The sequence below is a fragment of the Capnocytophaga sp. G1920 genome, assembly GCF_051417515.1.
Map to the genome: position 1 here is coordinate 108,239 of NZ_JBPRKH010000002.1, position 22,761 is coordinate 130,999.

General features: G+C 39.5%; 16 protein-coding genes. 11 read left to right on the forward strand and 5 right to left on the reverse strand.

Annotated features, from left to right (window positions below; all coding sequences use genetic code 11):
• Nucleotides 1–230 precede the first annotated feature (230 nt).
• Nucleotides 231–1,469: a sodium/glutamate symporter gene (gene gltS / locus ACSQ7D_RS02440; RefSeq protein WP_437135243.1), complete on the forward strand. Its 1,239-nt coding sequence runs from the start codon at nt 231–233 to the stop codon at nt 1,467–1,469.
• Between the two features lie 280 nt (nt 1,470–1,749).
• Here the strand turns inward: gltS and nagB are convergent, their stop codons facing one another.
• The 3 genes from nagB to ACSQ7D_RS02455 form a co-directional block, all read right to left on the reverse strand.
• On the reverse strand, nt 1,750–3,693 hold the full coding sequence (gene nagB / locus ACSQ7D_RS02445; protein ID WP_437135244.1) for a glucosamine-6-phosphate deaminase: 1,944 nt from the start codon (nt 3,691–3,693) through the stop codon (nt 1,750–1,752).
• Nucleotides 3,694–3,942: 249 nt separating this feature from the next.
• Entirely contained in the window at nt 3,943–5,421 is a 1,479-nt protein-coding gene (cysS, locus tag ACSQ7D_RS02450; RefSeq protein ID WP_437135245.1) for a cysteine--tRNA ligase, read from the reverse strand.
• 33 nt (nt 5,422–5,454) lie between these two features.
• Nucleotides 5,455–6,399 (reverse strand): glycosyltransferase family 2 protein, encoded by a 945-nt coding sequence (locus tag ACSQ7D_RS02455; RefSeq protein WP_437135246.1) that lies wholly within the window; start codon nt 6,397–6,399, stop codon nt 5,455–5,457.
• A 355-nt stretch (nt 6,400–6,754) separates the two neighbouring features.
• Here ACSQ7D_RS02455 and gyrA point away from each other — a divergent pair, with 355 nt between their 5' ends.
• Entirely contained in the window at nt 6,755–9,280 is a 2,526-nt protein-coding gene (gene gyrA, locus ACSQ7D_RS02460; RefSeq protein ID WP_437135247.1) for a DNA gyrase subunit A, read from the forward strand.
• 254 nt (nt 9,281–9,534) lie between these two features.
• On the opposite strand, the gene ACSQ7D_RS02465 is transcribed toward gyrA, so the two are convergent.
• Nucleotides 9,535–9,783, reverse strand: coding sequence for a hypothetical protein (locus tag ACSQ7D_RS02465; protein ID WP_437135248.1), 249 nt, complete (start codon nt 9,781–9,783; stop codon nt 9,535–9,537).
• A 241-nt stretch (nt 9,784–10,024) separates the two neighbouring features.
• Here ACSQ7D_RS02465 and ACSQ7D_RS02470 point away from each other — a divergent pair, with 241 nt between their 5' ends.
• From ACSQ7D_RS02470 to gltX, 3 genes are read left to right on the forward strand one after another with little or no spacing between them, the layout of a single operon-like run.
• Nucleotides 10,025–10,384 (forward strand): YraN family protein, encoded by a 360-nt coding sequence (locus tag ACSQ7D_RS02470; protein ID WP_009422124.1) that lies wholly within the window; start codon nt 10,025–10,027, stop codon nt 10,382–10,384.
• A 50-nt stretch (nt 10,385–10,434) separates the two neighbouring features.
• Nucleotides 10,435–11,097, forward strand: coding sequence for a hypothetical protein (locus ACSQ7D_RS02475; protein ID WP_009411092.1), 663 nt, complete (start codon nt 10,435–10,437; stop codon nt 11,095–11,097).
• 6 nt (nt 11,098–11,103) lie between these two features.
• Entirely contained in the window at nt 11,104–12,606 is a 1,503-nt protein-coding gene (gene gltX / locus ACSQ7D_RS02480) for a glutamate--tRNA ligase (protein ID WP_437135249.1), read from the forward strand.
• Nucleotides 12,607–12,758: 152 nt separating this feature from the next.
• On the opposite strand, the gene ACSQ7D_RS02485 is transcribed toward gltX, so the two are convergent.
• Entirely contained in the window at nt 12,759–14,882 is a 2,124-nt protein-coding gene (locus ACSQ7D_RS02485; RefSeq protein WP_437135250.1) for a Tex family protein, read from the reverse strand.
• A gap of 351 nt (nt 14,883–15,233) precedes the next feature.
• Here ACSQ7D_RS02485 and ACSQ7D_RS02490 point away from each other — a divergent pair, with 351 nt between their 5' ends.
• The 6 genes from ACSQ7D_RS02490 to ung all read left to right on the forward strand — a co-directional run bounded on the left by ACSQ7D_RS02490 (nt 15,234) and on the right by ung (nt 22,745).
• Entirely contained in the window at nt 15,234–15,359 is a 126-nt protein-coding gene (locus ACSQ7D_RS02490) for a hypothetical protein (RefSeq protein ID WP_437135251.1), read from the forward strand.
• A gap of 67 nt (nt 15,360–15,426) precedes the next feature.
• A complete protein-coding gene (locus ACSQ7D_RS02495) occupies nt 15,427–17,937 on the forward strand; it encodes a tetratricopeptide repeat protein (RefSeq protein ID WP_437135252.1) in 2,511 nt (836 codons plus the stop codon).
• 84 nt (nt 17,938–18,021) lie between these two features.
• Nucleotides 18,022–18,618, forward strand: a complete 597-nt coding sequence (locus ACSQ7D_RS02500) for a lipoprotein signal peptidase (protein WP_009411097.1) — start codon at nt 18,022–18,024, stop codon at nt 18,616–18,618.
• Entirely contained in the window at nt 18,619–20,790 is a 2,172-nt protein-coding gene (locus ACSQ7D_RS02505) for an endonuclease MutS2 (RefSeq protein WP_437135253.1), read from the forward strand.
• 524 nt (nt 20,791–21,314) lie between these two features.
• Entirely contained in the window at nt 21,315–22,076 is a 762-nt protein-coding gene (locus tag ACSQ7D_RS02510) for a DUF6261 family protein (protein WP_278590115.1), read from the forward strand.
• 3 nt (nt 22,077–22,079) lie between these two features.
• Complete coding sequence (gene ung, locus ACSQ7D_RS02515; RefSeq protein WP_437135254.1) at nt 22,080–22,745, forward strand: uracil-DNA glycosylase; 666 nt, start codon at nt 22,080–22,082, stop codon at nt 22,743–22,745.
• Nucleotides 22,746–22,761 lie beyond the last annotated feature (16 nt).

A 22,761-nucleotide genomic window follows, 5' to 3' on the forward strand; every position in this document is an offset into this window, starting at 1 on the left:
TTTCTTCCTAACAAAACTATCTATTTCTACATAAACAAAATAAATGAAAAGCAGAAACGCCTCTATAAGCATAAGAAGAAAACTAATTAGTTCTATCACAAGCTATCGTTTTAAATTAAGAGTAAAGATAGTAAACATTCATTACTTACAGTTTTTTTTGTTTATTTATTTCTTCAGTAAAATAATCTTTTGTACTTTTAGCCCCTCATTAAATCTATATCTCGCTTATTATGGATATGAAAACCATTATCATCGACCCTTATTACACCCTGATTGTCGCTACGATAGTGTTGCTCGTAGGGCGACTATTAGTGCATAAAATCAAATTTTTAAGAAACTTCAATATACCCGAACCTGTAGCGGGCGGATTGTTAGCAGCAGTATTTATCTATCTGCTGTATACTGCCACAGGCATTTCCTTAGAGTTCAATAACAGCTTGCAAGATGCTTTTATGCTATTTTTCTTTTCGTCCATAGGTTTGAGTGCCGATTTCTCTCGACTAAAAGCTGGTGGTAGAGGGCTAATTATTTTCCTGGGGGTGGTCGCCCTCTTTATTGTAGTACAGAACTCTGTGGGGGTGGGCTTAGCAAGTGCCTTGGGGCAAAACCCTGTTATGGGACTCATCACGGGCTCTATAACACTTACTGGCGGACACGGAACGGCAGGTGCTTGGGGTAAAATATTAGAAACCGACTACGGTATAAAGGGAGCTACTGACCTGGGAATGGCTTCGGCTACCTTCGGATTGGTACTCGGCGGACTTATTGGTGGTCCCATAGCACGCAAGTTAGTGAACAATATAGGAAAAAAGCCTATTACTGAAAAACAAAGTACTGACACCGTAGCCGATAACGTAGTAGAAGTTTTTGAAAATGCAATTAAACAACGCCTCATCACTTCTAAATCAGCGATAGAAACAATGGCACTATTTGCCGCTTGCCTATCGTTTTCAGCTATAATGGTATCCCCCACAGTAACTACCTTCTTCCCTGAGAGATTCACTATTCCTCAGTTTGTATGGGCATTGTTTTTTGGGGTACTCTTGCGCAATGTGCTTACCAGAGGCTTCAGTGTAAATATGTTCGACCGCGCTATCGATGTGTTTGGCAACGCTTCTCTGAGTTTGTTTTTAGGCATCGCTCTCTTAAACCTCAAACTGTGGCAATTGCTTGATTTAGCTCTCTCGATGCTCATTATTTTGGCTGTGCAAACCTTTGTGATGTGCTCTTATGCCTATTTTGTTACCTTCCGCCTGATGGGTAGCAACTACGATGCTGCTGTACTCTCAGCAGGACACTGCGGTTTTGGTATGGGTGCCACCCCTACGGCAGTCGCCAATATGCAGTCGGTAACCGAGCGTTTTGGACCTTCACACAAAGCCTTCTTGATAGTGCCAATGGTAGGGGCTTTCTTTATCGACTTCATCAATGCTTTTATCTTAACTACATTTATTAGTTTGTTGCAATGATAATAGCCGATGGTTATGGTGAAATTAGGATTAGCTTATACAAAAGTTTATAGGATAAACTAGCAAAGAACAAAGACAAAAAGAAAAATATTAGATTCTGAAAAACCAAAAGATTTATTTTAACAAAAGGTTATTTAAAGTATAATGGACAAAATTCGTAGCAAGACACCAAATAAAATGAGGCTATCTCTTATCAGATAGCCTCATTATTTTTTAGATTGATAAACAATCTTTTTAAACTTTTTAGAAAAAGTTTCTTCTATAAAAATCTATTAAATTCTTAGAAGAAGTAACGTTTGAAAGCCTCAATAGCGGCATAGTCGGCGAAGCCTAAATTGCGGTAACGACAAGCGGTTTCGCTGTTACGAGCTTCGGCACGTTGCCAGAATTCGCGCAAGTCGTCTCCTTGGAACATAGCACCATCTTTTTGAGATTGGTGGAAGAAGATGGCTTGACGTTTTTTGAGTACTTGTGCTGGGCTCATAGGTACAGCCATTTCTATTTCGTGGATATCCCATTCGTGCCAAGCTCCGCGGTACAACCATACCCAGCAGTCTTTCATATAATCTTTGTGCTTTAAGTTTTTCAAAGCAGCAAAGATAGCATCGAGACATACTTTGTGAGTACCGTGAGGGTCGGCAAGGTCACCAGCAGCATAGATTTGGTGAGGTTTTACTTCTTCAATCAAATCCATAATGATTTTGATATCGGCTTCACCTATAGGGTTCTTTTTCACGCCACCTGTTTCATAGAAAGGCAAGTTGAGGAAGTGTACGTGTTTATCAGGAACTCCTTCGTAGCGTGTAGCAGCCAATGATTCGTGGCGACGGATGTTACCTTTGAGTTGGCGTACGAGGAGGCTATCGATTTCATTGGATTTTTTGTTGGTGATGTTGCTAATAATCTCGTTGATTACAGCTACTTCAGTTTTGTTTTCTTTGGCTATATCTTTGAATACTTCGGCGAATTTAAGTGCTTCGTGGTCGGATACAGCAAAGTTACCGGAAGTTTGGTAAGCTACGTGCACTTCGTGACCTTGAGAAACTAAGCGGTCGAAAGTACCTCCCATAGAAATCACGTCGTCATCGGGGTGAGGACTGAAGATGATCACGCGTTTTTTATGAGGATGTTCACGTTCGGGGCGGTTTGTATCATCGGCATTAGGTTTTCCTCCTGGCCATCCAGTAATGGTGTGTTGCAAGCGGTTGAACATAGCAATGTTCAAATCGTAAGCAGGACCTGATTCTGCCAAGAGTTTGGACATACCGTACTCGTTGTAATCAGAATCTGTAAGTTTGAGGATTGTTTTACCCAAGTGTTCGCAAAGCCAAACAATAGCTTTAGCTTTGAGGTCTTCATTCCATTGTACATCGGTAACGAGCCAAGGGGTTTTGATACGAGTAAGATCGGCAGCAGCTTCTTCGTCTAATACAAAAGTAGTGTTTTCGTGAAGTTGGAGGTAGCTTGAAGGTACTTCGGCAGTGATATCGCCTTCTACAGCTTTGGCTACGATAGAGGCTTTACTGCTACCCCAAGCGAGCAATACGATGCGGTGTGCTTTTAACACTGTGCGGATACCCATTGTAATGGCTTGACGAGGCACATTGTCGATACCGTGGAAGGTTTCGGCAGCATCGGAACGAGTGATGTGGTCGAGAGTGATGATGCGAGTACCAGAATTGCGGTTAGAACCAGGTTCGTTGAAGCCGATGTGACCGGTACGACCGATACCGAGGAGTTGGAAATCGAGTCCGCCACATTCTTCGATTTTTTTGTCGTAATTAGCACAATAAGCTTCTAATTCGTCGTGAGGTACTGTTCCGTCAGGGATATTGATATTTTCCTTAGGAATATCAATATGGTTGAAGAGGTGCTCGTGCATAAAGTACCAATAACTTTGTATATCCTGTTTTTCCATAGGATAATACTCGTCTAAGTTGAAGGTAATTACGTTTTTGAAGCTAAGTCCTTCTTCTTTGTGCATACGCACTAATTCGTCGTAAACTTTCACTGGAGAAGAACCAGTGGCTAAGCCTAATATGCATTTTTTACCTTCGGCTTGTTTCTTTTTGATAAGGTCGGCGATTTCGTGTGCGACACTAATTGAAGCGGTTACTGAGTTCGAGAAAACAACGTTGTAGATTTTCTCGAAACGAGTTTCCTCAACGGAGCCAGCAGGCTGATGAGCAATTGATGAAACTTCTTTTCTGATATGTGTTCTCATTTTTGTTAATGAATAATTATTATAATTTCAGTTTTGACCCTGCAAAAGTATTTCTTTTTTACAAATTACACAAATAAATTTAACATTTCTTTATAGTATCTTTTTATACAGCATTCTAAGAACTTAAAGCATAGATAATTTGGTTCATAAATCAAATTATTAAACACCTAATAATCACCATAAAGACGAATCTCTACATTCTCTGAACTAAGTACTACTGAGTTCTTTGTTTCAACCGTAACAGTTGTTTTAATTTACACTATAACTCGTACCTTCCTTACTGTCTTTGAGCTGAATACCCAATGCAAGGAGTTCATCTCTAATCTTGTCGGAAAGTGCCCAATCTTTATTGGCACGGGCTTCCATTCGCATATTAATAAGCAAGTGGAGCACGCCGTCGAGCTTGTCGTTGTTATTAGCAGTTTGTTGCTCACTTTGTAACCCCAATACATCAAAAACAAAAGCATTCATCAGTTCTTTCAACTCCTTGAGTTCTGTTACTGAAATCTTTTCTTCGCCGTTTTTCACTTGGAATATCCACTTTACAGCTTCAAAAAGATGGGCTATGAGTATAGGTGAATTGAAATCGTCTAACAATGCATCGTAGCATTTTTGTTTCCATTCGGCTATAGGGAGCGAAGTTGGGAGCTCTGCATCCGTAGTAAGTTCATTCAATATCTTCATCGCTTCCATAAGTCTGTTAAAGCCTTTTTCGGCAGCGAGCATTGCTTCGTTAGAAATGTCAAGTACACTACGATAGTGTGCTTGCATAAAGCAAAAGCGAATAACAGCGGGAGCAAAAGGTTTCTCAAAAAAAGTATTCTCTCCGCTGATGAGTTGCATAGGCAATATATAGTTACCAGTAGATTTACTCATACGTTGCCCGTTCATTGTGAGCATATTGGCGTGCATCCAGTAGCGTACGGGACTTTCGCCGTGACCCGCTTTACCTTGTGCAATTTCGCATTCGTGGTGTGGGAACTTCAAGTCCATACCGCCTCCGTGAATGTCAAATTGGTTACCGAGGTATTTGGTACTCATCACCGTACATTCTAAGTGCCAACCTGGGAAGCCGTCGCCCCAAGGTGATGCCCAACGCATAATGTGGGCAGGAGAGGCTTTCTTCCAGAGCGCAAAGTCCTGAGGATTGCGTTTTTCGCCTTGCCCATCTAAATCACGAGTATTGGCAAAGAGCTCTTCTATATTGCGTCGAGAGAGCTCCCCATAATTGAGTCCGCGCTTGTTGTATTCAAGTACATCGAAGTATACAGAACCATTGCTTTCATAAGCAAATCCGTCTTTTAAGAGTTTTTCGGTAAGCTGTATTTGCTCCAATATATGCCCTGTAGCGGTAGGCTCAATAGTAGGAGGCAGTAAGTTAAATATCTCTAATACTTTGTGGAAATCTACAGTGTATTTTTGTACAATTTCCATAGGTTCGAGTTTTTCGAGACGTGATTGTTTTACAAAGCGGTCGTTGTTCACATCACCATCATCGGTAAGGTGACCTGCATCGGTGATATTGCGTACATAGCGCACTTTGTAACCTAAGAATTTAAGCGTGCGATACACAAAATCAAACGACATAAAGGTGCGCACATTGCCTAAATGCACATTGCTGTATACAGTAGGCCCACATACGTACATTCCTACATTGTTTTCGTGTAAGGGTACAAAAACTTCTTTTTCTCCTGTTAAGGAATTAAATATTTTTAATTGATGTTCCATTACTGTTATATTATCTACTAATTTGCTAATTTACTAATTTGTTAATTCCTTAATTTTATATCTCTCTTCGTTACTTTTAGTCTTTAAAATAATTTCTCCCAGAAAGCCTGCAATAAATAGTTGTGTACCAATGATCATAGTGGTAAGCGCAAGGTAAAACTGAGGTCTATCAGCAATAAGGCGACCGTGTGGATTGATAAATAATTTATCAATACCAAGGTAAGCCGAAAACAAAAAACCTATAAAGAACATCAGTACTCCTAATGCTCCAAAGAAGTGCATCGGGCGTTTACCGAAATGGGATAGAAAACTAATAGTGATAAGGTCTAAAAAACCATTGATAAACCTATTCATACCGAATTTGGTCACACCGTATTTGCGGGCTTGGTGTTGTACAACTTTCTCGGTAATGCGGTTGAAACCAGCGTTCTTTGCCAATACAGGAATATAGCGATGCATCTCACCTGATACTTCAACATTCTTTACAACCTCTTGTTTGTAGGCTTTGAGTCCGCAGTTGAAATCGTGAAGGGTGAGACCTGAGGTTTTGCGCGCTGCCCAGTTGAAGAGTTTAGAAGGCAGATTTTTTGCCAATACCGAATCATAACGTTTTTTCTTCCAACCCGATACAAGGTCATAACCCTCTTGGGTAATCATATTATAAAGAGCAGGAATCTCATCTGGACTGTCTTGCAGGTCGGCGTCCATAGTAATCACCACTTCACCTTGTGCTTGTTTGAATCCTGCGTGCAGTGCTTGTGATTTGCCGTAATTACGCAAAAAACGAATACCCTGTACATTAGTATCTTTACCCGATAACTCTTTGATTACCTGCCAAGAATTATCAGTACTACCATCGTCTACAAAGATAATTTCATAAGAATAGCGATGTTCAGTGAGTACTTTATGTAGCCACTGATAAAGTTCAGGTAGCGATTCTTGTTCGTTGAGAAGCGGTATAATGATTGATATTTGCATCTTATAACAATTTGAAGTGCAAAAGTAATAAATTAATAATGAATACCAATAAATGTAGCAAATAAATTCATTTTTATCACCATATAACTTGTTTATATGAATGATATAAGGTTAATCACTTTAAAATACGATTTCATAGATAATAACACCGCATTTTCACCTATCAGAGGCTCTTTTACTTAATCTATAGCACTATTTTTCTTCTTTCCTATTAATTCTTTATAAGTTATTTTTACACTTACTATCAAACACTTACAGTTTAATGATGAAAAAACAAACATTTTTTTATTGCCAATATAAAAAAAGGTTGTATCTTAGCACGCTAATTTATATAACAGATACCTATTAATATATTATGACAGAAGGAGAAAAACTGATTCCTGTAGACATCAGCGATGAAATGAAATCTGCCTATATCGATTATTCGATGTCGGTAATCGTTTCACGTGCATTGCCCGATGTTCGTGATGGTTTAAAACCTGTACACCGCCGTGTACTTTACGGTATGTACGATATGGGAGTGCTCAGCAATCGCCCTTATAAAAAGTCGGCTGCTATTGTGGGTGAGGTTCTCGGTAAATATCACCCTCACGGCGATACAGCTGTTTACGATACTATGGTGCGTATGGCACAATATTGGAGTTTACGCTATATGCTTGTAGACGGACAAGGTAACTTCGGTTCAATGGGTGGTGACCCCCCTGCCGCAATGCGTTATACCGAAGCCCGTATGCGTAAATTCTCCGAAGAAATGCTCTCAGATATCGACAAGGAGACAGTTGACCACCAACTTACTTATGACGACTCTCGTGAAGAGCCTATCGTACTCCCTACACGCATCCCTAACCTATTGGTGAACGGTTCAGCAGGTATCGCAGTAGGTATGGCTACTAATATGGCTCCTCATAACCTTAATGAAGTTATCGATGGAACTATTGCTTATATCGACAATAACGATATTGAAATCGATGAACTCATTAAATACATCAAAGCTCCTGATTTTCCTACGGGAGGTATTATCTATGGCTATGAAGGCGTAAAAGAAGCCTTCAAAACAGGACGCGGACGAGTAATCATTCGTGCCAAAGCTGAGTTTCAAGAAATAAAAGGTAAAGATTGTATTGTAGTAACCGAAGTCCCTTATCAAGTCGATACATCTGTGCTTTTGAAAAAAACATCTGACCTCGTAAAAGAAGGTAGGTTAGAGGGTATCACCGATGTACGCGATGAATCAGCTCGTGGTAAAATACGTATCGTTTATATTCTCAAACGCGATGCTGTGCCTAATGTAGTGCTCAACAATCTCTTTAAGCATACCGAGCTACAAACCTCATTTAGTGTTAATAACATTGCCTTAGTAAAAGGGCGCCCTCAGTTGTTAAACCTTAAAGACCTTATCTTTCACTTCGTAGAACACCGTTATGACGTAGTGTATAGGCGTACCGACTATGAACTTCGCAAAGCCAAAGAACGTATTCATATTTTAGAAGGGTATATGAAGGTGATGGCAACCGAGGACACTATGGGTAAAGCTATTGAGATTATCCGTTTCCATGATAAACCTAAAGAAGATTTAATTGCCGAATTCGACCTTACCGATTTACAAGCCGAAGCTATCTTGGCGTTAGCACTACGTCGTATCAATAAGGTTCTTATCCAACAAACAAAAGAAGAATACGAAGAAAAGCTGGCTGAAATACGCGATTTAGAAGATATCTTAGCCCGCAAAGAACGTCGTACCGAAATTATTAAGGAAGAACTACTAGAAATAAAAGAGAAGTATGGCGATGAGCGTCGTTCTACCATTGAATACGCAGGGGGCGAATTCAGTGTAGAAGATATGATTCCTGATGATAAAATGGTAATTACCATCTCACACGCAGGCTATATCAAACGCACTCAGCTTAGTGAATATAAGACCCAAAGCCGTGGCGGTGTAGGACAAAAAGCCTCTACCACACGCGACCAAGATTTCTTAGAACACCTCTTTATAAGTTCTAATCACCAATATTTATTATTCTTTACTCAAAAAGGTAAGTGTTTCTGGATGCGTGTATACGAAATACCAGAAGGTAGCAAAACTGCCAAAGGTCGTGCTATACAAAACCTTATCAATATCGAATCCGATGATAAGATTAAGGCTTTCGTGAGTGTACAAAACCTCAAAGATGAAGACTACATCAGCAACAATTACCTCATTATGGCTACTAAAAAGGGTATTGTTAAGAAAACGCTTCTCAAAGAATACTCTCGTCCACGCCAGAATGGTATCAATGCCATCACTATTAAAGAAGGTGACGAACTTATCGAAGCAAAACTTACCTCAGGCAGTAGCCAGTTGATGTTAGCCGTGAAATCAGGTCGTGCGATTCGTTTTGCCGAAGAGAAAGTGCGTGCCGTAGGGCGTAATTCGCAAGGGGTTCGTGGTATCGACTTAGATACTGAAAACGATGAGGTAGTAGGTATGATTGCTATTGAAAACCCACGCGAAGAGACTGTATTGGTAGTATCAGAAAACGGCTATGGTAAACGTTCCTATATTGATGACCCCGAAACACACGAAGCCGTATATCGTATTACTAACCGTGGTGGTAAAGGGGTAAAAACCATTTCTATTACCGAGAAAACAGGTCAGTTAGTAGCCATTAAAAGCGTATTAGAAGGTGAAGATTTGATGATTATCAATAAATCAGGTATTGCTATTCGTTTATCAATCGATACCCTTCGTATTTTAGGACGTGCTACTCAAGGCGTAAAACTCATCAATATCAAAGGTAAAGACTCTATTGCCGCCGTTACTAAGGTAATGAAAGAAGATGACGATGAGAGCACTGAAGAAGCTCCTACTAATGATAATGAACCTTTAAATACTCAGGAATAAAATTTGTGTTCATAATTAATTAAATTAAAAAAGCCCGTAATACGCAGTATTACGGGCTTTTTTTCTACCCTAATCTACCCACCTTACCTCCGCTATTTCTTTAACCACCGTTCGTCTTTTCTTTATCTGCCCGTGCGACTCGCACTGTCTTTTGTTCATTTACATATACAAACTTTGCCAAAGTTTGAAACTTTGGCAAAGTTGAAATCTACTAATAACATTCTTCTTATTTATATCTTAGTTTTAATTTACCTTCACTTTTTCTCCGCTTTTTGTTCGTTCTTTGTTCGTTCTTTGTTCGTTCTTTGTTCGTTCTTTGTTCGTTCTTTGTTCGTTCTTTGTTCGTCTTTACGTCGCTGTAGTTCCCCCTTTGGAGGAAGCCAGCGAAAGCTGGGTATGTGTAAGGGGGAGGTTCTCTTCGTCATTTCTTTATCTGCCCGTGCGGCTCGCACCGTTTTTTGTTTATTTGCCTGTCGTGCTACGACTGCCTGTGCGGCTCGCACTATCTACCTGTTGTGCTACGACCTCACATTGTTTTACCTTTTACCTTTTACCTTTTACCTTTTACCTTTTATCTTTTACCTTTTATCTTTTACCTTTTACCTTTTACCTATAATTAGTATTGTGATATCAAATAGCTTAGTCCCTCTCAACTTATAGAAATGAAAAAAAACTAATATTTTTTTGTTACATATATTAATATTTTGTACTTTTGGCGTTAAATTATAAAAACCAACGCTTATTATGGCAATGCACAACGATTTAGGAAATGAAGGAGAACAAGATGCCGTAAACTTCCTAATAGAAAATGGTCATACTATTTTAGAACGCAATTTTAGGTTTGGGCACGCCGAGATTGATATCATTTCGCAAAAAGGTAATATTTTGCATATCACAGAAGTAAAAACACGTAGCTCAAGTGCTTATGGTGAACCCGAGAGCTTTGTAAATCAGCAAAAGATAGAACTATTAGTGAAAGCTACCGATTTTTATATAAAGAAAAAAGACTTAGATGTAGAAATACAATTCGATATTATATCCATCGTAAAAAACAATGCAGAATTTAGCTTAAACTACATAGAAGACGCTTTTTATCCTTTTTAATGATTTATGCCCCCAATTACTTTTTAATAAATTTATAATATCCAATACAAATGAAAACAATAGCATCAGCCGTCGAGCACTATATCAAATCAAAACCTTTCTTACAAACCGCTCTTTCAGAAGGGATTATTAACCTTACTTCTTTGGCTCGTATCATACGTAAGGATATACAAGCTGAAACTACTCAGCGTGAAGTGCGCAATGGGGCTATTGTTATGGCTCTCAAACGCCTTTCAGTAGATATGGAGTTTCGCTCTACTCATCGTATTGTAAAGGTATTGAAGAATATAGGCGATATTATTGTTCGTTCAAATTTAACCGACTATACTTTCTTAACCTCTGAAACCTTTATGAATGCTCAGGCTCAGCTACTCAATAAAATCAAAAATAATAGAGATATCTTCTACGCTACTACTCGTGGGGTAAATGAAGCAAATATTATTGTCAGTAACTCAATGGAGTCTATTGTTGAGAATATCTTTAAGAAGGAACGCATTTTGCACAAATTCACCGATTTAGGAGCTATCAGTGTAAAACTTCCGGAAGAAAACGTCTCAGTATCGGGCATTTATTATTTTATATTTCAACGTTTGGCTTGGGAGGGAGTGAATATGAACGAGGTGATTTCTACCGCCAACGAATTTACTATCGTAATCCCCGAAAACCACATCGATATAGCTTTCAAAGTAATTAAAGATTTAAAATTATTATAAAAATAAATGGTTAGAGTTAGATTTGCTCCCAGTCCTACGGGAGCATTGCATATCGGAGGCGTACGTACCGCCCTATTTAATTATTTGTTCGCCAAAAAACACGGCGGTGATTTTTTACTTCGCATAGAAGATACCGACCAAAATCGCTATGTTGAAGGCGCAGAACAGTACATCATAAATTCTCTCAATTGGTTAGGTCTTACTTACGACGAAGGAGTAGGCAAAGAAGGAAAACACGCCCCTTATCGCCAAAGTGAACGCAAACCGTTATACAAACAATATGCCGATACCCTTATCAATAACGGTTGGGCATACTACGCTTTTGATACTGCTGAGGCATTAGATACAGCTCGCAAGGAAGCAGAAGCCAAAGGAGAGACCTTTATATACAATTGGGCTACACGTGATGCATTGCAAAACTCACTTTCACTTAGCAAAGAAGAAGTACAACAACGCTTAGAGCGTGGCGATGAGTATGTAATTCGCTTTAAAATGCCACATAACGAACAGCTAAAAATGAACGATATGATTCGTGGTGAAGTAACTATTGATACGAGTACCTTAGACGATAAAGTGCTCTTTAAAAGCGACGGAATGCCTACTTACCACTTGGCAAATATCGTAGACGATCACTTAATGGAAATCACTCACGTGATACGCGGTGAAGAGTGGTTGCCTTCTATGGCATTGCACCTTTTGCTCTATCGCGCTTTTGGTTGGCAAGCCCCTGCTTTTGCACACTTACCTCTTATCCTCAAACCGGTGGGTAATGGTAAGCTCAGCAAGCGTGACGGTATCAAATTAGGCTTCCCTGTCTTCCCAATGGATTGGACAGAGAATGGCGAAACCCTCAAAGGTTTTAGTGGAGAAGGGTATTTCCCCGAAGCACTTATCAATTTTTTAGCACTCTTGGGTTGGAATCCTGGTACCGATGAAGAAATCTTCACTGTCGAGCAACTCGTGCAACTCTTCGATTTGGAAAAAGTACATAAGGCAGGGGCTCGCTTTGACCCTGAAAAGATAAAGTGGTTCAACCACCAATACCTACAAATGAAGCCTAATGCAGAATTAGCTACCCTTTTTCAAAAAGACCTTATCCAAAGAGGCGTTACAGTTCCGATGGCTACGATAGAGAAAGTAGTTGGTCTCATCAAAGAGCGTGCTACCTTTGTGAGTGATTTTTGGGAACTTAGCAAATTCTTTTTTGAAGCTCCTGCTCTGTACGACGAAAAGGCACTCAAAAAACAATGGAAAGAGCAAACTCCTGAAATCGTAAAAGAAGTAAGTGAGGTACTTAAAAACACATCTAACTTCACCTCAGTAGCTTTAGAAGAAGCAGTAAAACAATATATGGAAACTAAAAGCTTAGGCTTTGGACAAGTGATGCCTCCATTGCGTTTAGCCTTAGTAGGTGAACTCAAAGGGCCTCACGTATTCGATATTATAGAAGTGATTGGCAAAGAGGAAACACTACGCCGTTTAGACGCACTTCTTTCAGCAGAAAAGTAACATATATAGAGCAGAATAGCAACTTAAAATAAGCCTGTATGAAAAGTTTTTCATACAGGCTTATTTTATTCTGATAATACGAACCGTGTTTGATGAGGTACTTTATAGCGTTTGTATCTACTGCAAATTGTAAGTGTTTCCATCGTTAATTATTACCACACCATACTTAGTGAAATGCGTTTGCGCACTTCGTCTTTCTCTATAACTTTTACTTGCACTTGTTGGTGGAGTTTAACTACTTCATTTACATCAGAGACATAACCTTCTTTCAGTTGAGAGATGTGTACCAATCCACTTTCTTTAACACCTATATCCACAAAGCAACCAAAGGCAGTAATATTGTTTACTATACCAGGTAATATCATTCCTATACGTACATCATCAAAGGTTTTTACATTAGGGTCGAAGGCAAAGGCTTTAGCAGTAGTACGAGGGTCGAGCCCTGGTTTTTCTAATTCCTTTAATACGTCCTTCAAATAAAGTTCACCCACCTTATCTATTTTGTACTTTTGAATATCAATAGAGGCAATAGCTTGTTTGTTACCTATAAGTTGTGCCACTGAGATTCCCGTGTCCTTTGCCATTTGTTTGATGATAGGATAAGCTTCGGGGTGTACTGCTGAATTATCAAGCGGGTTCTCACTATTGTGTACTCGCAAGAAAGCTACTGCTTGCTGGTATACTTTGTCACCCAAACGAGGTACCTTTTTTAAGTCCTCTCGCTTACTAAAAGCACCATTAGCCGAGCGATAGGTTACTATGTTTTCAGCCATCTTCTCCCCTATTCCTGATACATAACTGAGTAGTGATTTGCTTGCTGTGTTGAGGTTTACCCCTACCTTATTCACGCAACGCACTACGGTTGCATCAAGCTCCTCTTTCAATAACGACTGGTTTACATCGTGTTGGTATTGACCTACTCCTATGCTCTTAGGGTCTATCTTCACTAATTCAGCTAATGGGTCGGCAAGACGCCTGCCTATGGATACTGCCCCACGTACAGTTACATCGTAATCGGGGAACTCATCGCGAGCTATTTTAGAAGCTGAATAAACCGATGCTCCTGCTTCACTCACCACAAATACTTCTACCTTTTCAGGGAAAGCAATACTTCTTACAAACGACTCTGTTTCACGAGAAGCAGTACCATTGCCTATACTAATGGCTTGGATATTGTATTGAGAGACCATTGTGCTGAGCTTTTTGGTAGCCATAGTCATATCATTCTGGGGAGCGTGAGGGTAGATAACATCGTGATGCAAAAGGTCGCCTTTTTCATCTAAACACACTACCTTACAACCTGTACGATATCCTGGGTCAATAGCCAAAATGCGCTTTTCACCCAAAGGGGAGGCTAATAACAACTGTGAGAGGTTCTCGGCAAACACACTGATAGCTTTCGCATCGGCTTTATCTTTTGCCTCTTGTAGTGTTTCATTGGAAATAGAAGGCTCTAATAAGCGTTTATAGCTGTCTTTTACCGTTTTCTTCAAGAAATCGGCTACTTCTCCCCTACTCTTTATGATGTTTTCTTCCATAAAAGGTAAGGTTTCTTCACTATCTACTTGTACTTTTAGTTTTACAAATCCTTCTTTTTCGGCACGCAACATTGCTAATACACGGTGAGAGGGCGCTTTGTTAAGGGCTTCTTCCCAATCGAAATACTGAGCGTATTTCTGAGCTTCTTCCTCTTCGTTTTTACCTTTGGCTACTTCGCTACTGATGATTGCTTTGCGCTGAAATATTCGGCGAAGAGTGCGACGTATAAACGTATTCTCGTTAATCCATTCAGCTATAATATCCGAAGCCCCTTGTAAAGCTTCTTCTTCAGTAGGTACTTTGTCGGAAAGGTAACGTCCTGCTAATAGTTCCAAATCGGTTACACGCTGACTCATTATCTGTTTTGCAAGAGGTTCTAAGCCATTTTCTTTGGCTACATCGGCTTTTGTTTTACGCCGTTTTTTGTAAGGTAAGTATAGGTCTTCTAATTCATTGAGCTCAAAAGAGTTTTCAATACGTTTGCGCAATTCGTCTGTAAGCTTTCCTTGTTCTTCAATAGAAGAGAGAATCGTTTCTTTACGCTTACAGATATTGTCGTAATCAGCTTGGGATTTGGCAATATGCTCAATGGCTACTTCATCTAAATTCTGAGTGCTATCTTTTCGATAGCGTGCAATGAAGGGGATAGTGCATCCTTCGGTTAATAGTGAAAGTGTGTTTTCAATAGCTTTTTCAGATAGTTGTGTTTGGGCTTTTATATATTGAATGTTTGTCATACTAATGTGTTATCGATTTAACAGTGTTTTTAAATTGAAGGTGCAAAGATATTGAAGAATTAGCAGATTAGCAAATGTCTTTTAATACCACAATGCCAATAATGCCAATAATACTAAATCAATGACAGTACGAGGTCGGAGCACGACAGGCAGGTGCGAGCCACACGGGCAGGTGCGAGCCGCACGGGCAGGTGTAATTAGCAAATTAGCAAATTTAAGAATTAGCAAATGGAGGCGGGAGAATGAAATAATGTAGATATGGAGAGCTTATAGGAAAGACGGTGTGAGCCGCACGGGCAGATAAACAATTAACGAACAAAAGACGAACAAAAGACGAACAAAAGACGAACAATGGACGAACAAAGAACGAACAATGAACGAACAAAAGACGAACAATGGACGAAGGATAATAAGAGTAAAAATATATCTAAACTGTATATAAAGCGGTGCTTTGGTAGAGAAAACTTATTTTTTTGAAATAATATTTCGCTCTTTTAAAAAAAAGTAGTACTTTCGCACTCTGTAACAGCACTTATGAAAAAGTATGAAAAGAGTTTTACTATACAGTAGTTTTTTAGTTGTTTTTTTGCTATATTTAGCTTGTACACCTAATGCTAATACCTATTATAACCGTCAGATGCAACCTATTGTTACCAAGTATAATGTACTGTTCAATGGGGAGGAAGCATATGCCAAAGGTCTTAATGAACTACGCGAAAAATATCAAGATAATTTTAGTGAAATTCTACCCGTAGAGCCTATCGGTATGACAGGAAAAGTGCAATTAGATGGTACAGGTAATGCTGATTTTCAACGTGCTGAAGAAAAAGCTATTAAAACCATTCAGAAACACTCTATGGTTTTTAAAGGAGTACAACGCAACTATAAAATTGACGACGCTTATATGTTACTCGGTCAAGCCCGTTATTACGATGAGCGTTTCTTTCCTGCCTTAGAGGCTTTCAATCACCTGCTTACAAACTACGGAACGAGCGAGCGTATTCCTGAGGCAGCGGTTTGGGCACAAAAAGCTAATCTCCGTTTAGGTAAAGATAAAATTGCTATAGAAAAACTCACTGAATTTTTAAAAGAGAATCCTAAATTACGCAAAAATGATAGAGCTGAAGCCTATGCTACCTTAGGACAGGCTTATATCAATCAAGAACAATATCCTGAGGCTGCTGATGCGCTTTACAATGCTGGTAAATACACTCGTAATAAGGCTTTACGCGGTAGATATTACTTTATTGCAGCTCAGCTTTATGAAAAACAGCATCAAAAAGACTCTGCCGAAGTAGCTTTTGAAAAGGTTGTGAAGCAAAACTGGAAGATTCCGCGAAAGTTATGGGTAGAAGCCCAAGCAGGAAAGGCTCGCAACAAAACATTTACCCCTGAAGAAAAGGCTGATTTTTTAGCTTACCTTACCAAGCTTGAACGCCGTTATGAGCACAAAAACTATCTCGATGTGCTTTACTACACTCACGGCGAACTTTTAAAAGACGATGATAAGCGTTTGGCTACCGATTTTTATCGCAGTTCTCTTTCCAACAATAAGAATAACAATCCGTTAAAAGCAAAAGCTCATACACGTCTCTCTGAATTATTTTTTGACCAAAAAGACTACACGGGAGCTTATCAGCATTTGGATAGTACTCTTACTTATATCCCTGAACATACCTTTGAACATCTTTTTATTCGCAGAAAAAGAGACAACTTGTCCAAGATTGCTGAGTTAGAATATGTCGTTAAGAAAAATGATAGCGTTTTAAAAGTTATGCGCTTGCCAGAGACAGAACGTCGTGCGTATTACCAAAAACATATCGATTCTGTACAGAAAGCAATTGCTCTTCGCACACAAAAGCAACACAATAAAAAGGTTGCCAACACAGGTATGGGGGTAACGATGCCCGATGCTACTACTGAAAAGGGTGGCAAGTTTTATTTCTACAATCCGATGAGTGTAGCTTATGGAAAACAACAGTTTCAACAATATTGGGGAGATCGCAAATTGGAGGATAACTGGCGTTGGTCGAGTATGGGGAATGCCAATGTGGCGAACCTCACTGTCTCAGCTACTACACAACAAATAGCTGAAAAAGAAGTAGAAACTCCCGACACTTATCTTTCTCAACTTCCTAAGACCGAAGCCGAAATCGCTCAACTTAACATCGATAGAAATAAAGCCTTGTACCAGTTGGGCGTGCTCTATCGCTCTAAATTCAGTGAAAATGAATTGGCTATACAACGTTTAGAACGCGTTCTTGCCAACAATCCTTCTCCCGAATTAGAAGTAGTTACACTTTATGAGCTCCAAAAGAATTACACTGATACTCATAACCCCAAAGCTGAAACCATCAAAGGGCGACTACTCGCTAATTATCCTAATACTGATTATGCAAAACTATTGCAAGGAAGCGAAACCTCACAACAAGAGCGCAATAAACAGGCACAAGTTTTTGTTGATACCCTTATAGCTCGATACAATCGCGGTGAAATTATCGAGACGGCTCACCAGTTGCAAACAGAAGGGGCGCAGTATCGTGAAACTTCAGTAGCACCTGCTATCGCACTGTTGCAAGCCAAAACAACGGCACGTTTAGAGGGGCTTGCTCCTTACCAAGCGCAGTTACAACAGATAGCGACTAACTATCCTGCCACTGCTGAAAGTGAAGAGGCTAAAAATCTATTAGATGAGCTTAAAGATGTAGAAACCGAAGATTTTGTTACTGACGATAAGGCTACGAAATGGAAAGTAGTCATTACAGGTACGGTTTCCGAGACACGTACAACTATAAAAGAACAACTTACCCAGAAATTAAAGGCAATTTCTGAGGTACTTACCCTTTCAGAAGACCTCTATAATGCCGATGAAACTTGGTTGGTAGTTCATAATATCCGCGATGCTTATTCAGCTCAGAGCATTGTTACTGATTTGAAAGAGTTCTTGGAGAAAAACAAACTATCTGCTTTTGTTATAGCCACTGAAAACTACCGATTGGTACAAATTCGCAAAGACAAAGAAAAATTCTTGGAGAAAGAAAAGAATGAAAACTAAGTCAGCTTATAGTATTTGTTGCTTTATGGCTTGTCATTCAGCTTTATTTTAGTATCTTTGCACCTCATTTAGCAAAAAAACAATATGAAATTAAAACACGCATTCCTTATTATTCTGTTGGTACTTATCATCGACCAATGGAGCAAAATATACATCAAAACACACTTTATCCTCAACGAAGCCGTAACCGTTTTCAGTTGGTTTCAAATATATTTTGTAGAAAACGAAGGTGCAGCTTGGGGTACTAAAATCCCCGGCGAATACGGCAAACTCATTCTTACCCTCTTTCGCATTGTAGCGGTAATAGGTATCGGTTATTGGCTGGTATCGGCAGTGAGAAAGCAACAACCTAAGATACTTATTATTTGCATTTCTTTGATATTGGCAGGAGCACTGGGCAATATCATCGATTCGGTGTTTTACGGCATAATTTTCGACCATAGTTATGGTAACATTGCTACCCTATTTGCCGAAAATCCTTACGGAACCCTCTTGCACGGCAAAGTGGTGGATATGTTCTACTTCCCTATTATCGATACTACACTTCCCAGCTGGGTACCCATTTGGGGAGGCGAACGCTTTCGTTTCTTCGAGCCTGTGTTCAATGTGGCTGACTCTGCAATATGTATAGCAGTGGGGCTGATGATTTTATATCACAAAAAGATATTTCCTAAAAACTAAATGAATACAAAAACACTTGAAGACTTAGAGTTCCCCATTGTACTCTCTCATTTGTCTGACCTTTGCCTTACTGAACTCGGCAAGAAATACGCCTTACGTATCAAGCCTTTCGACAATCAGGAGAGCCTGTTATTGGCACTGAATCAAACCAATGAATATCTATCGTCTTTTGATAATAACAACACAATCCCTTCACACTATTGCGAATCTATCACTTCCGAAATTAAACTTCTATCTATTGAAAACGCCTTGTTAGAAGTGTCGAACATTAGGAAGATTCATCGTATCAGCGAGGTTGTAAACACTCAAATTCTCTTCTTTAAGAAGTTCAAAACGCTATACCCTACCCTTTTCGAAACGGCTGATAGTATCGAGTATACTACCGAACTGCTGAACGCTATCGATAAAGTGTTGGACAAGTACGGCGAGATAAAAAACGAAGCCTCTCCTACGCTTGGCAATATACGTCGCGAGCTGAGCGCCTTGAAAGGAAAACTCAACGAAAGTTTCAATCGTGCTCTCGCCGAGTATAACACTGCCGACTATCTCGATGATATCCGCGAGACCGTAGTAGAAAACCGCCGCGTATTGGCAGTGAAAGCAATGTACCGCCGAAAAGTACAAGGCACCGTATGGGGGAGCTCAAAAACGGGTAGCATAGTGTATATAGAACCGCGACAAACCGAAATCTACTCTCGAGAACTCTCCAATCTGCTTTATGACGAAAAAGAGGAAATCCAGCGTATATTAAGAGAACTTACTGCCTTCATCAGTCAGTTTGCCGATTTGCTGAAAGACTATCAGCGATACATTACAGCCGTTGATATTATTTGCGCCAAAGCTAAGTACGCTCACCAAATGAACGCACTTTTGCCAGAAATCACTCAGGAGCGCGAACTATTCCTCCGTGAAGCATATCACCCTTTGCTGTATCTTAGCAATGCCAAAAAAGGTGTTACTACCTTTCCTCAAACCATAGAACTGAATGATGAAAATCGTATTATCGTCATCTCGGGACCTAATGCGGGTGGAAAGAGTATTACGCTTAAAACCATTGGCTTATTGCAATTAATGTTACAAAGTGGAATGCTCGTTCCGGTGCATCATCGTTCTAAAATGTGTTTGTTTGAACGCATTCTTACCGATATCGGCGATAACCAATCTATTGAAAACCACCTTAGCACATACAGCTACCGACTCAAAAATATGAATTACTTCCTCAAGAAGTGCAACCATCGCACCTTGTTTTTGATAGATGAGTTCGGGACAGGTAGCGACCCCGAATTAGGAGGTGCTTTGGCTGAAATATTCTTAGAAGAGTTCTACCATCGAAAGGCTTTTGGGGTGATTACCACCCATTACACCAATTTAAAAATGTTGGCAGATGAATTGCCCCACGCGAGCAATGCCAATATGCTTTTCAACGATAAAACCTTAGAGCCCATCTATAAGCTGATAATAGGCGAAGCGGGAAGTTCTTTCACTTTTGAAGTGGCGCAGAAAAACGGCATTCCGTTTAGCCTCATCAATCGGGCTAAGAAAAAAATAGAGAAAGGAAAAGTGCGTTTTGATGCCACTATCGCCAAATTGCAGAAAGAACGCTCCAAAATGGAAAAAACTGCCGAAACCCTGAAAGATGAAGAAACCAAAGCCCGCGAAGAAGCCAAACGCTTGGAGGAACTCAATGATAAAGTAAAAAGCAAGCTCATAAATTATCAAGAGCTCTATGACCAAAGCCAACGTATGATTACCTTAGGTAGTAAGGTAGATCAGATAGCCGAACGTTATTTCTACGATGGTAAGCGTCGCCCTTTGGTATCCGAATTTCTTAAACTCATTGAAATGGAAAACGCCAAGCGCAAACAAATAAGCAAAGAGGAACGTACCAAGCAAAAAGAGGAGAAAAAAACTACTACCCAAGAAGTTCATAAGCAAATGGAGGCTATCCGCCAGCAACGCAAAGAAGAGAAGAAAGAGCGCATTGCCCAAGAACGCGCCGAAAAGGAAAAGCTACAACGCGCCCTTTCAGTAGGCGACCGTGTGCGCATTAAAGACAGCCGGAGCGTGGGAAGTATCGATAAGATTGAAAAAGGCAAAGCCATAGTAAATTACGGGGCGTTTACTACCTCTGTTTCTTTGGATGAATTGGAGCTCGTACAGAAAATCCGATAAAGTTCAACTTACTGAAAAGGCAACTTATTAATATTTCAAAAAAGTGATTGTCCAAAAAACAATCACTTTTTAAGTTCTTTATCTTTTTAAAGTGGATAGAAAGTCACTTTTTGTGTTGCCGAACTTTATAAAATTAATAGCGAGCCACTTTTGGAGTAGTTTAACTTTGTAAAGTTACAAAAAAGTGTAAATTTTTATATTTTTATCTTCTTCGGAGGTTAAAACAGCGAGGTTTTTACAAATTAACTATATTAGTTTAACATAAAAGTTAGCTATTTCAGTAGTTTTTGCAGTATTAACTTTGCCAAAGTTTGAAACTTTGGCAAAGTTGAATCAATTATAATACAAACACCATATACTAATATTGATTTTTCATATATCAATAAAAAACTTTGAAAATAATTTTGCATATAAAAAAAGGAATTCGTAATTTTGTCGCATAAAAACGAGGATTATCGTTATTAGGATAATCCCTAATTTATAATACTATATTATTTAACAACCTCAAAAAATATTTTCTACTTATGAAAAAGGAGAAGTTAATCAATTTAGACCTTGCTCGCTTGCATAATGCCGAGTTTAAACAATTTTTAGTGCGTTTTTTTGAAGATTTCGGAAAGACTGATTTAAAATTGGAAACAGATGCCGATTTTAAAGTGCTCTTCGAAAAGTTAAAAAACAAAATTCCTTCTTATGAAAAGGGATTGGAAAGAATCCGTTCTAGTGAAGAGACCAAAAAACTCGCTGAACTTGACCACGCAAGAGATACCGATATGCGTGCCTTGCGTTTGAGTATTCGCCCCTATAAATATGCGAAAACGGACGATAAGAAAAAGGCTTTTGAAACGCTAAAAAGGCTTATAGACCCTTATAAAGATGTTTCAAAAGAAACGTATGAGGAAGAAACCAGCAACCTTACAACTCTCATTACTCAGCTCAAAGCTGAACCTTATGTAAATGCAGTAAAAACCTTGCAAATTAAGGAGTTTGTAAGTGAGTTGGAAAAATCTAATAAAGCGTTTGATGAACTTTTTTCGCATAGGTCGTTCCAAACCTTGCAAAAAGAAGCCTATCATATACGTCCGCTACGCAAAGAGCTCTCAGATGATTACCGCAATATGGTAAATTACATTGTAACCCTATCGGGGGTGAAACAAGATGAGTTCTACAAAAAGACGTTGGAGGTCATCAATAACAGCAGGAAGTATTACGCCGATGTGATAGCGCGTAGAAAGCCGAATGCCCCTTCTGCTAAAAACAAAGAAAATACAAATGTAACCCCATAAACTATGGAAGTGAACATACACCCCAGCTGGAAGTCGGTATTACAAGAAGAATTTAATAAGCCGTATTTCAGTCAGCTCACCGATTTTGTAAAGAAAGAATATGCCGAAAATATCTGTTATCCCAAAGGAAAGCAAATATTTTCGGCTTTCGACCATTGTCCGCTGGACAAGGTGAAAGTAGTTATCATCGGGCAAGACCCCTATCACGGCGAAGGGCAGGCAAACGGTTTGTGTTTTTCAGTACACGATGGCATTGCCCACCCACCTTCACTTATCAATATTTTTAGGGAAATAGGGCAAGATTTAGGTACCTCCTACCCTATCAGTGGCAATTTGGAGCGCTGGGCATCGCAAGGAGTTTTGCTACTGAACGCCACTCTCACCGTAAGAGCCAACGAAGCTGGTAGCCACCAAAATAAAGGGTGGGAAACTTTTACTGACGCTGTTATTAAAGCAGTTTCAGCACATTGTAACAATATAGTGTTTATGTTGTGGGGTGGTTATGCCAAAAAGAAAACAAGCCTTATCGACCCGGCAAAACATTGTATTCTTACCTCAGGGCATCCCTCTCCTTTGAGTGCAAACAAAGGCTATTGGTTTGGCAATAAGCATTTCAGCAAAGCTAATGCCTATCTTACATCCGTAGGGAAGGAAACCATAAACTGGTAATTAGATAGAAAAAGTT

Bases quoted from the DNA above. Each gene is read 5' to 3' on its own strand.
- gltS (WP_437135243.1), top strand. From the start codon at position 231: ATGGATATGAAAACCATTATCATCGACCCTTATTACACCCTGATTGTC.
- nagB (WP_437135244.1), bottom strand. From the start codon at position 3,693: ATGAGAACACATATCAGAAAAGAAGTTTCATCAATTGCTCATCAGCCT.
- cysS (WP_437135245.1), bottom strand. From the start codon at position 5,421: ATGGAACATCAATTAAAAATATTTAATTCCTTAACAGGAGAAAAAGAA.
- ACSQ7D_RS02455 (WP_437135246.1), bottom strand. From the start codon at position 6,399: ATGCAAATATCAATCATTATACCGCTTCTCAACGAACAAGAATCGCTA.
- gyrA (WP_437135247.1), top strand. From the start codon at position 6,755: ATGACAGAAGGAGAAAAACTGATTCCTGTAGACATCAGCGATGAAATG.
- ACSQ7D_RS02470 (WP_009422124.1), top strand. From the start codon at position 10,025: ATGGCAATGCACAACGATTTAGGAAATGAAGGAGAACAAGATGCCGTA.
- ACSQ7D_RS02475 (WP_009411092.1), top strand. From the start codon at position 10,435: ATGAAAACAATAGCATCAGCCGTCGAGCACTATATCAAATCAAAACCT.
- gltX (WP_437135249.1), top strand. From the start codon at position 11,104: ATGGTTAGAGTTAGATTTGCTCCCAGTCCTACGGGAGCATTGCATATC.
- ACSQ7D_RS02485 (WP_437135250.1), bottom strand. From the start codon at position 14,882: ATGACAAACATTCAATATATAAAAGCCCAAACACAACTATCTGAAAAA.
- ACSQ7D_RS02490 (WP_437135251.1), top strand. From the start codon at position 15,234: ATGGACGAACAAAGAACGAACAATGAACGAACAAAAGACGAACAATGG.
- ACSQ7D_RS02495 (WP_437135252.1), top strand. From the start codon at position 15,427: ATGAAAAGAGTTTTACTATACAGTAGTTTTTTAGTTGTTTTTTTGCTA.
- ACSQ7D_RS02500 (WP_009411097.1), top strand. From the start codon at position 18,022: ATGAAATTAAAACACGCATTCCTTATTATTCTGTTGGTACTTATCATC.
- ACSQ7D_RS02505 (WP_437135253.1), top strand. From the start codon at position 18,619: ATGAATACAAAAACACTTGAAGACTTAGAGTTCCCCATTGTACTCTCT.
- ACSQ7D_RS02510 (WP_278590115.1), top strand. From the start codon at position 21,315: ATGAAAAAGGAGAAGTTAATCAATTTAGACCTTGCTCGCTTGCATAAT.
- ung (WP_437135254.1), top strand. From the start codon at position 22,080: ATGGAAGTGAACATACACCCCAGCTGGAAGTCGGTATTACAAGAAGAA.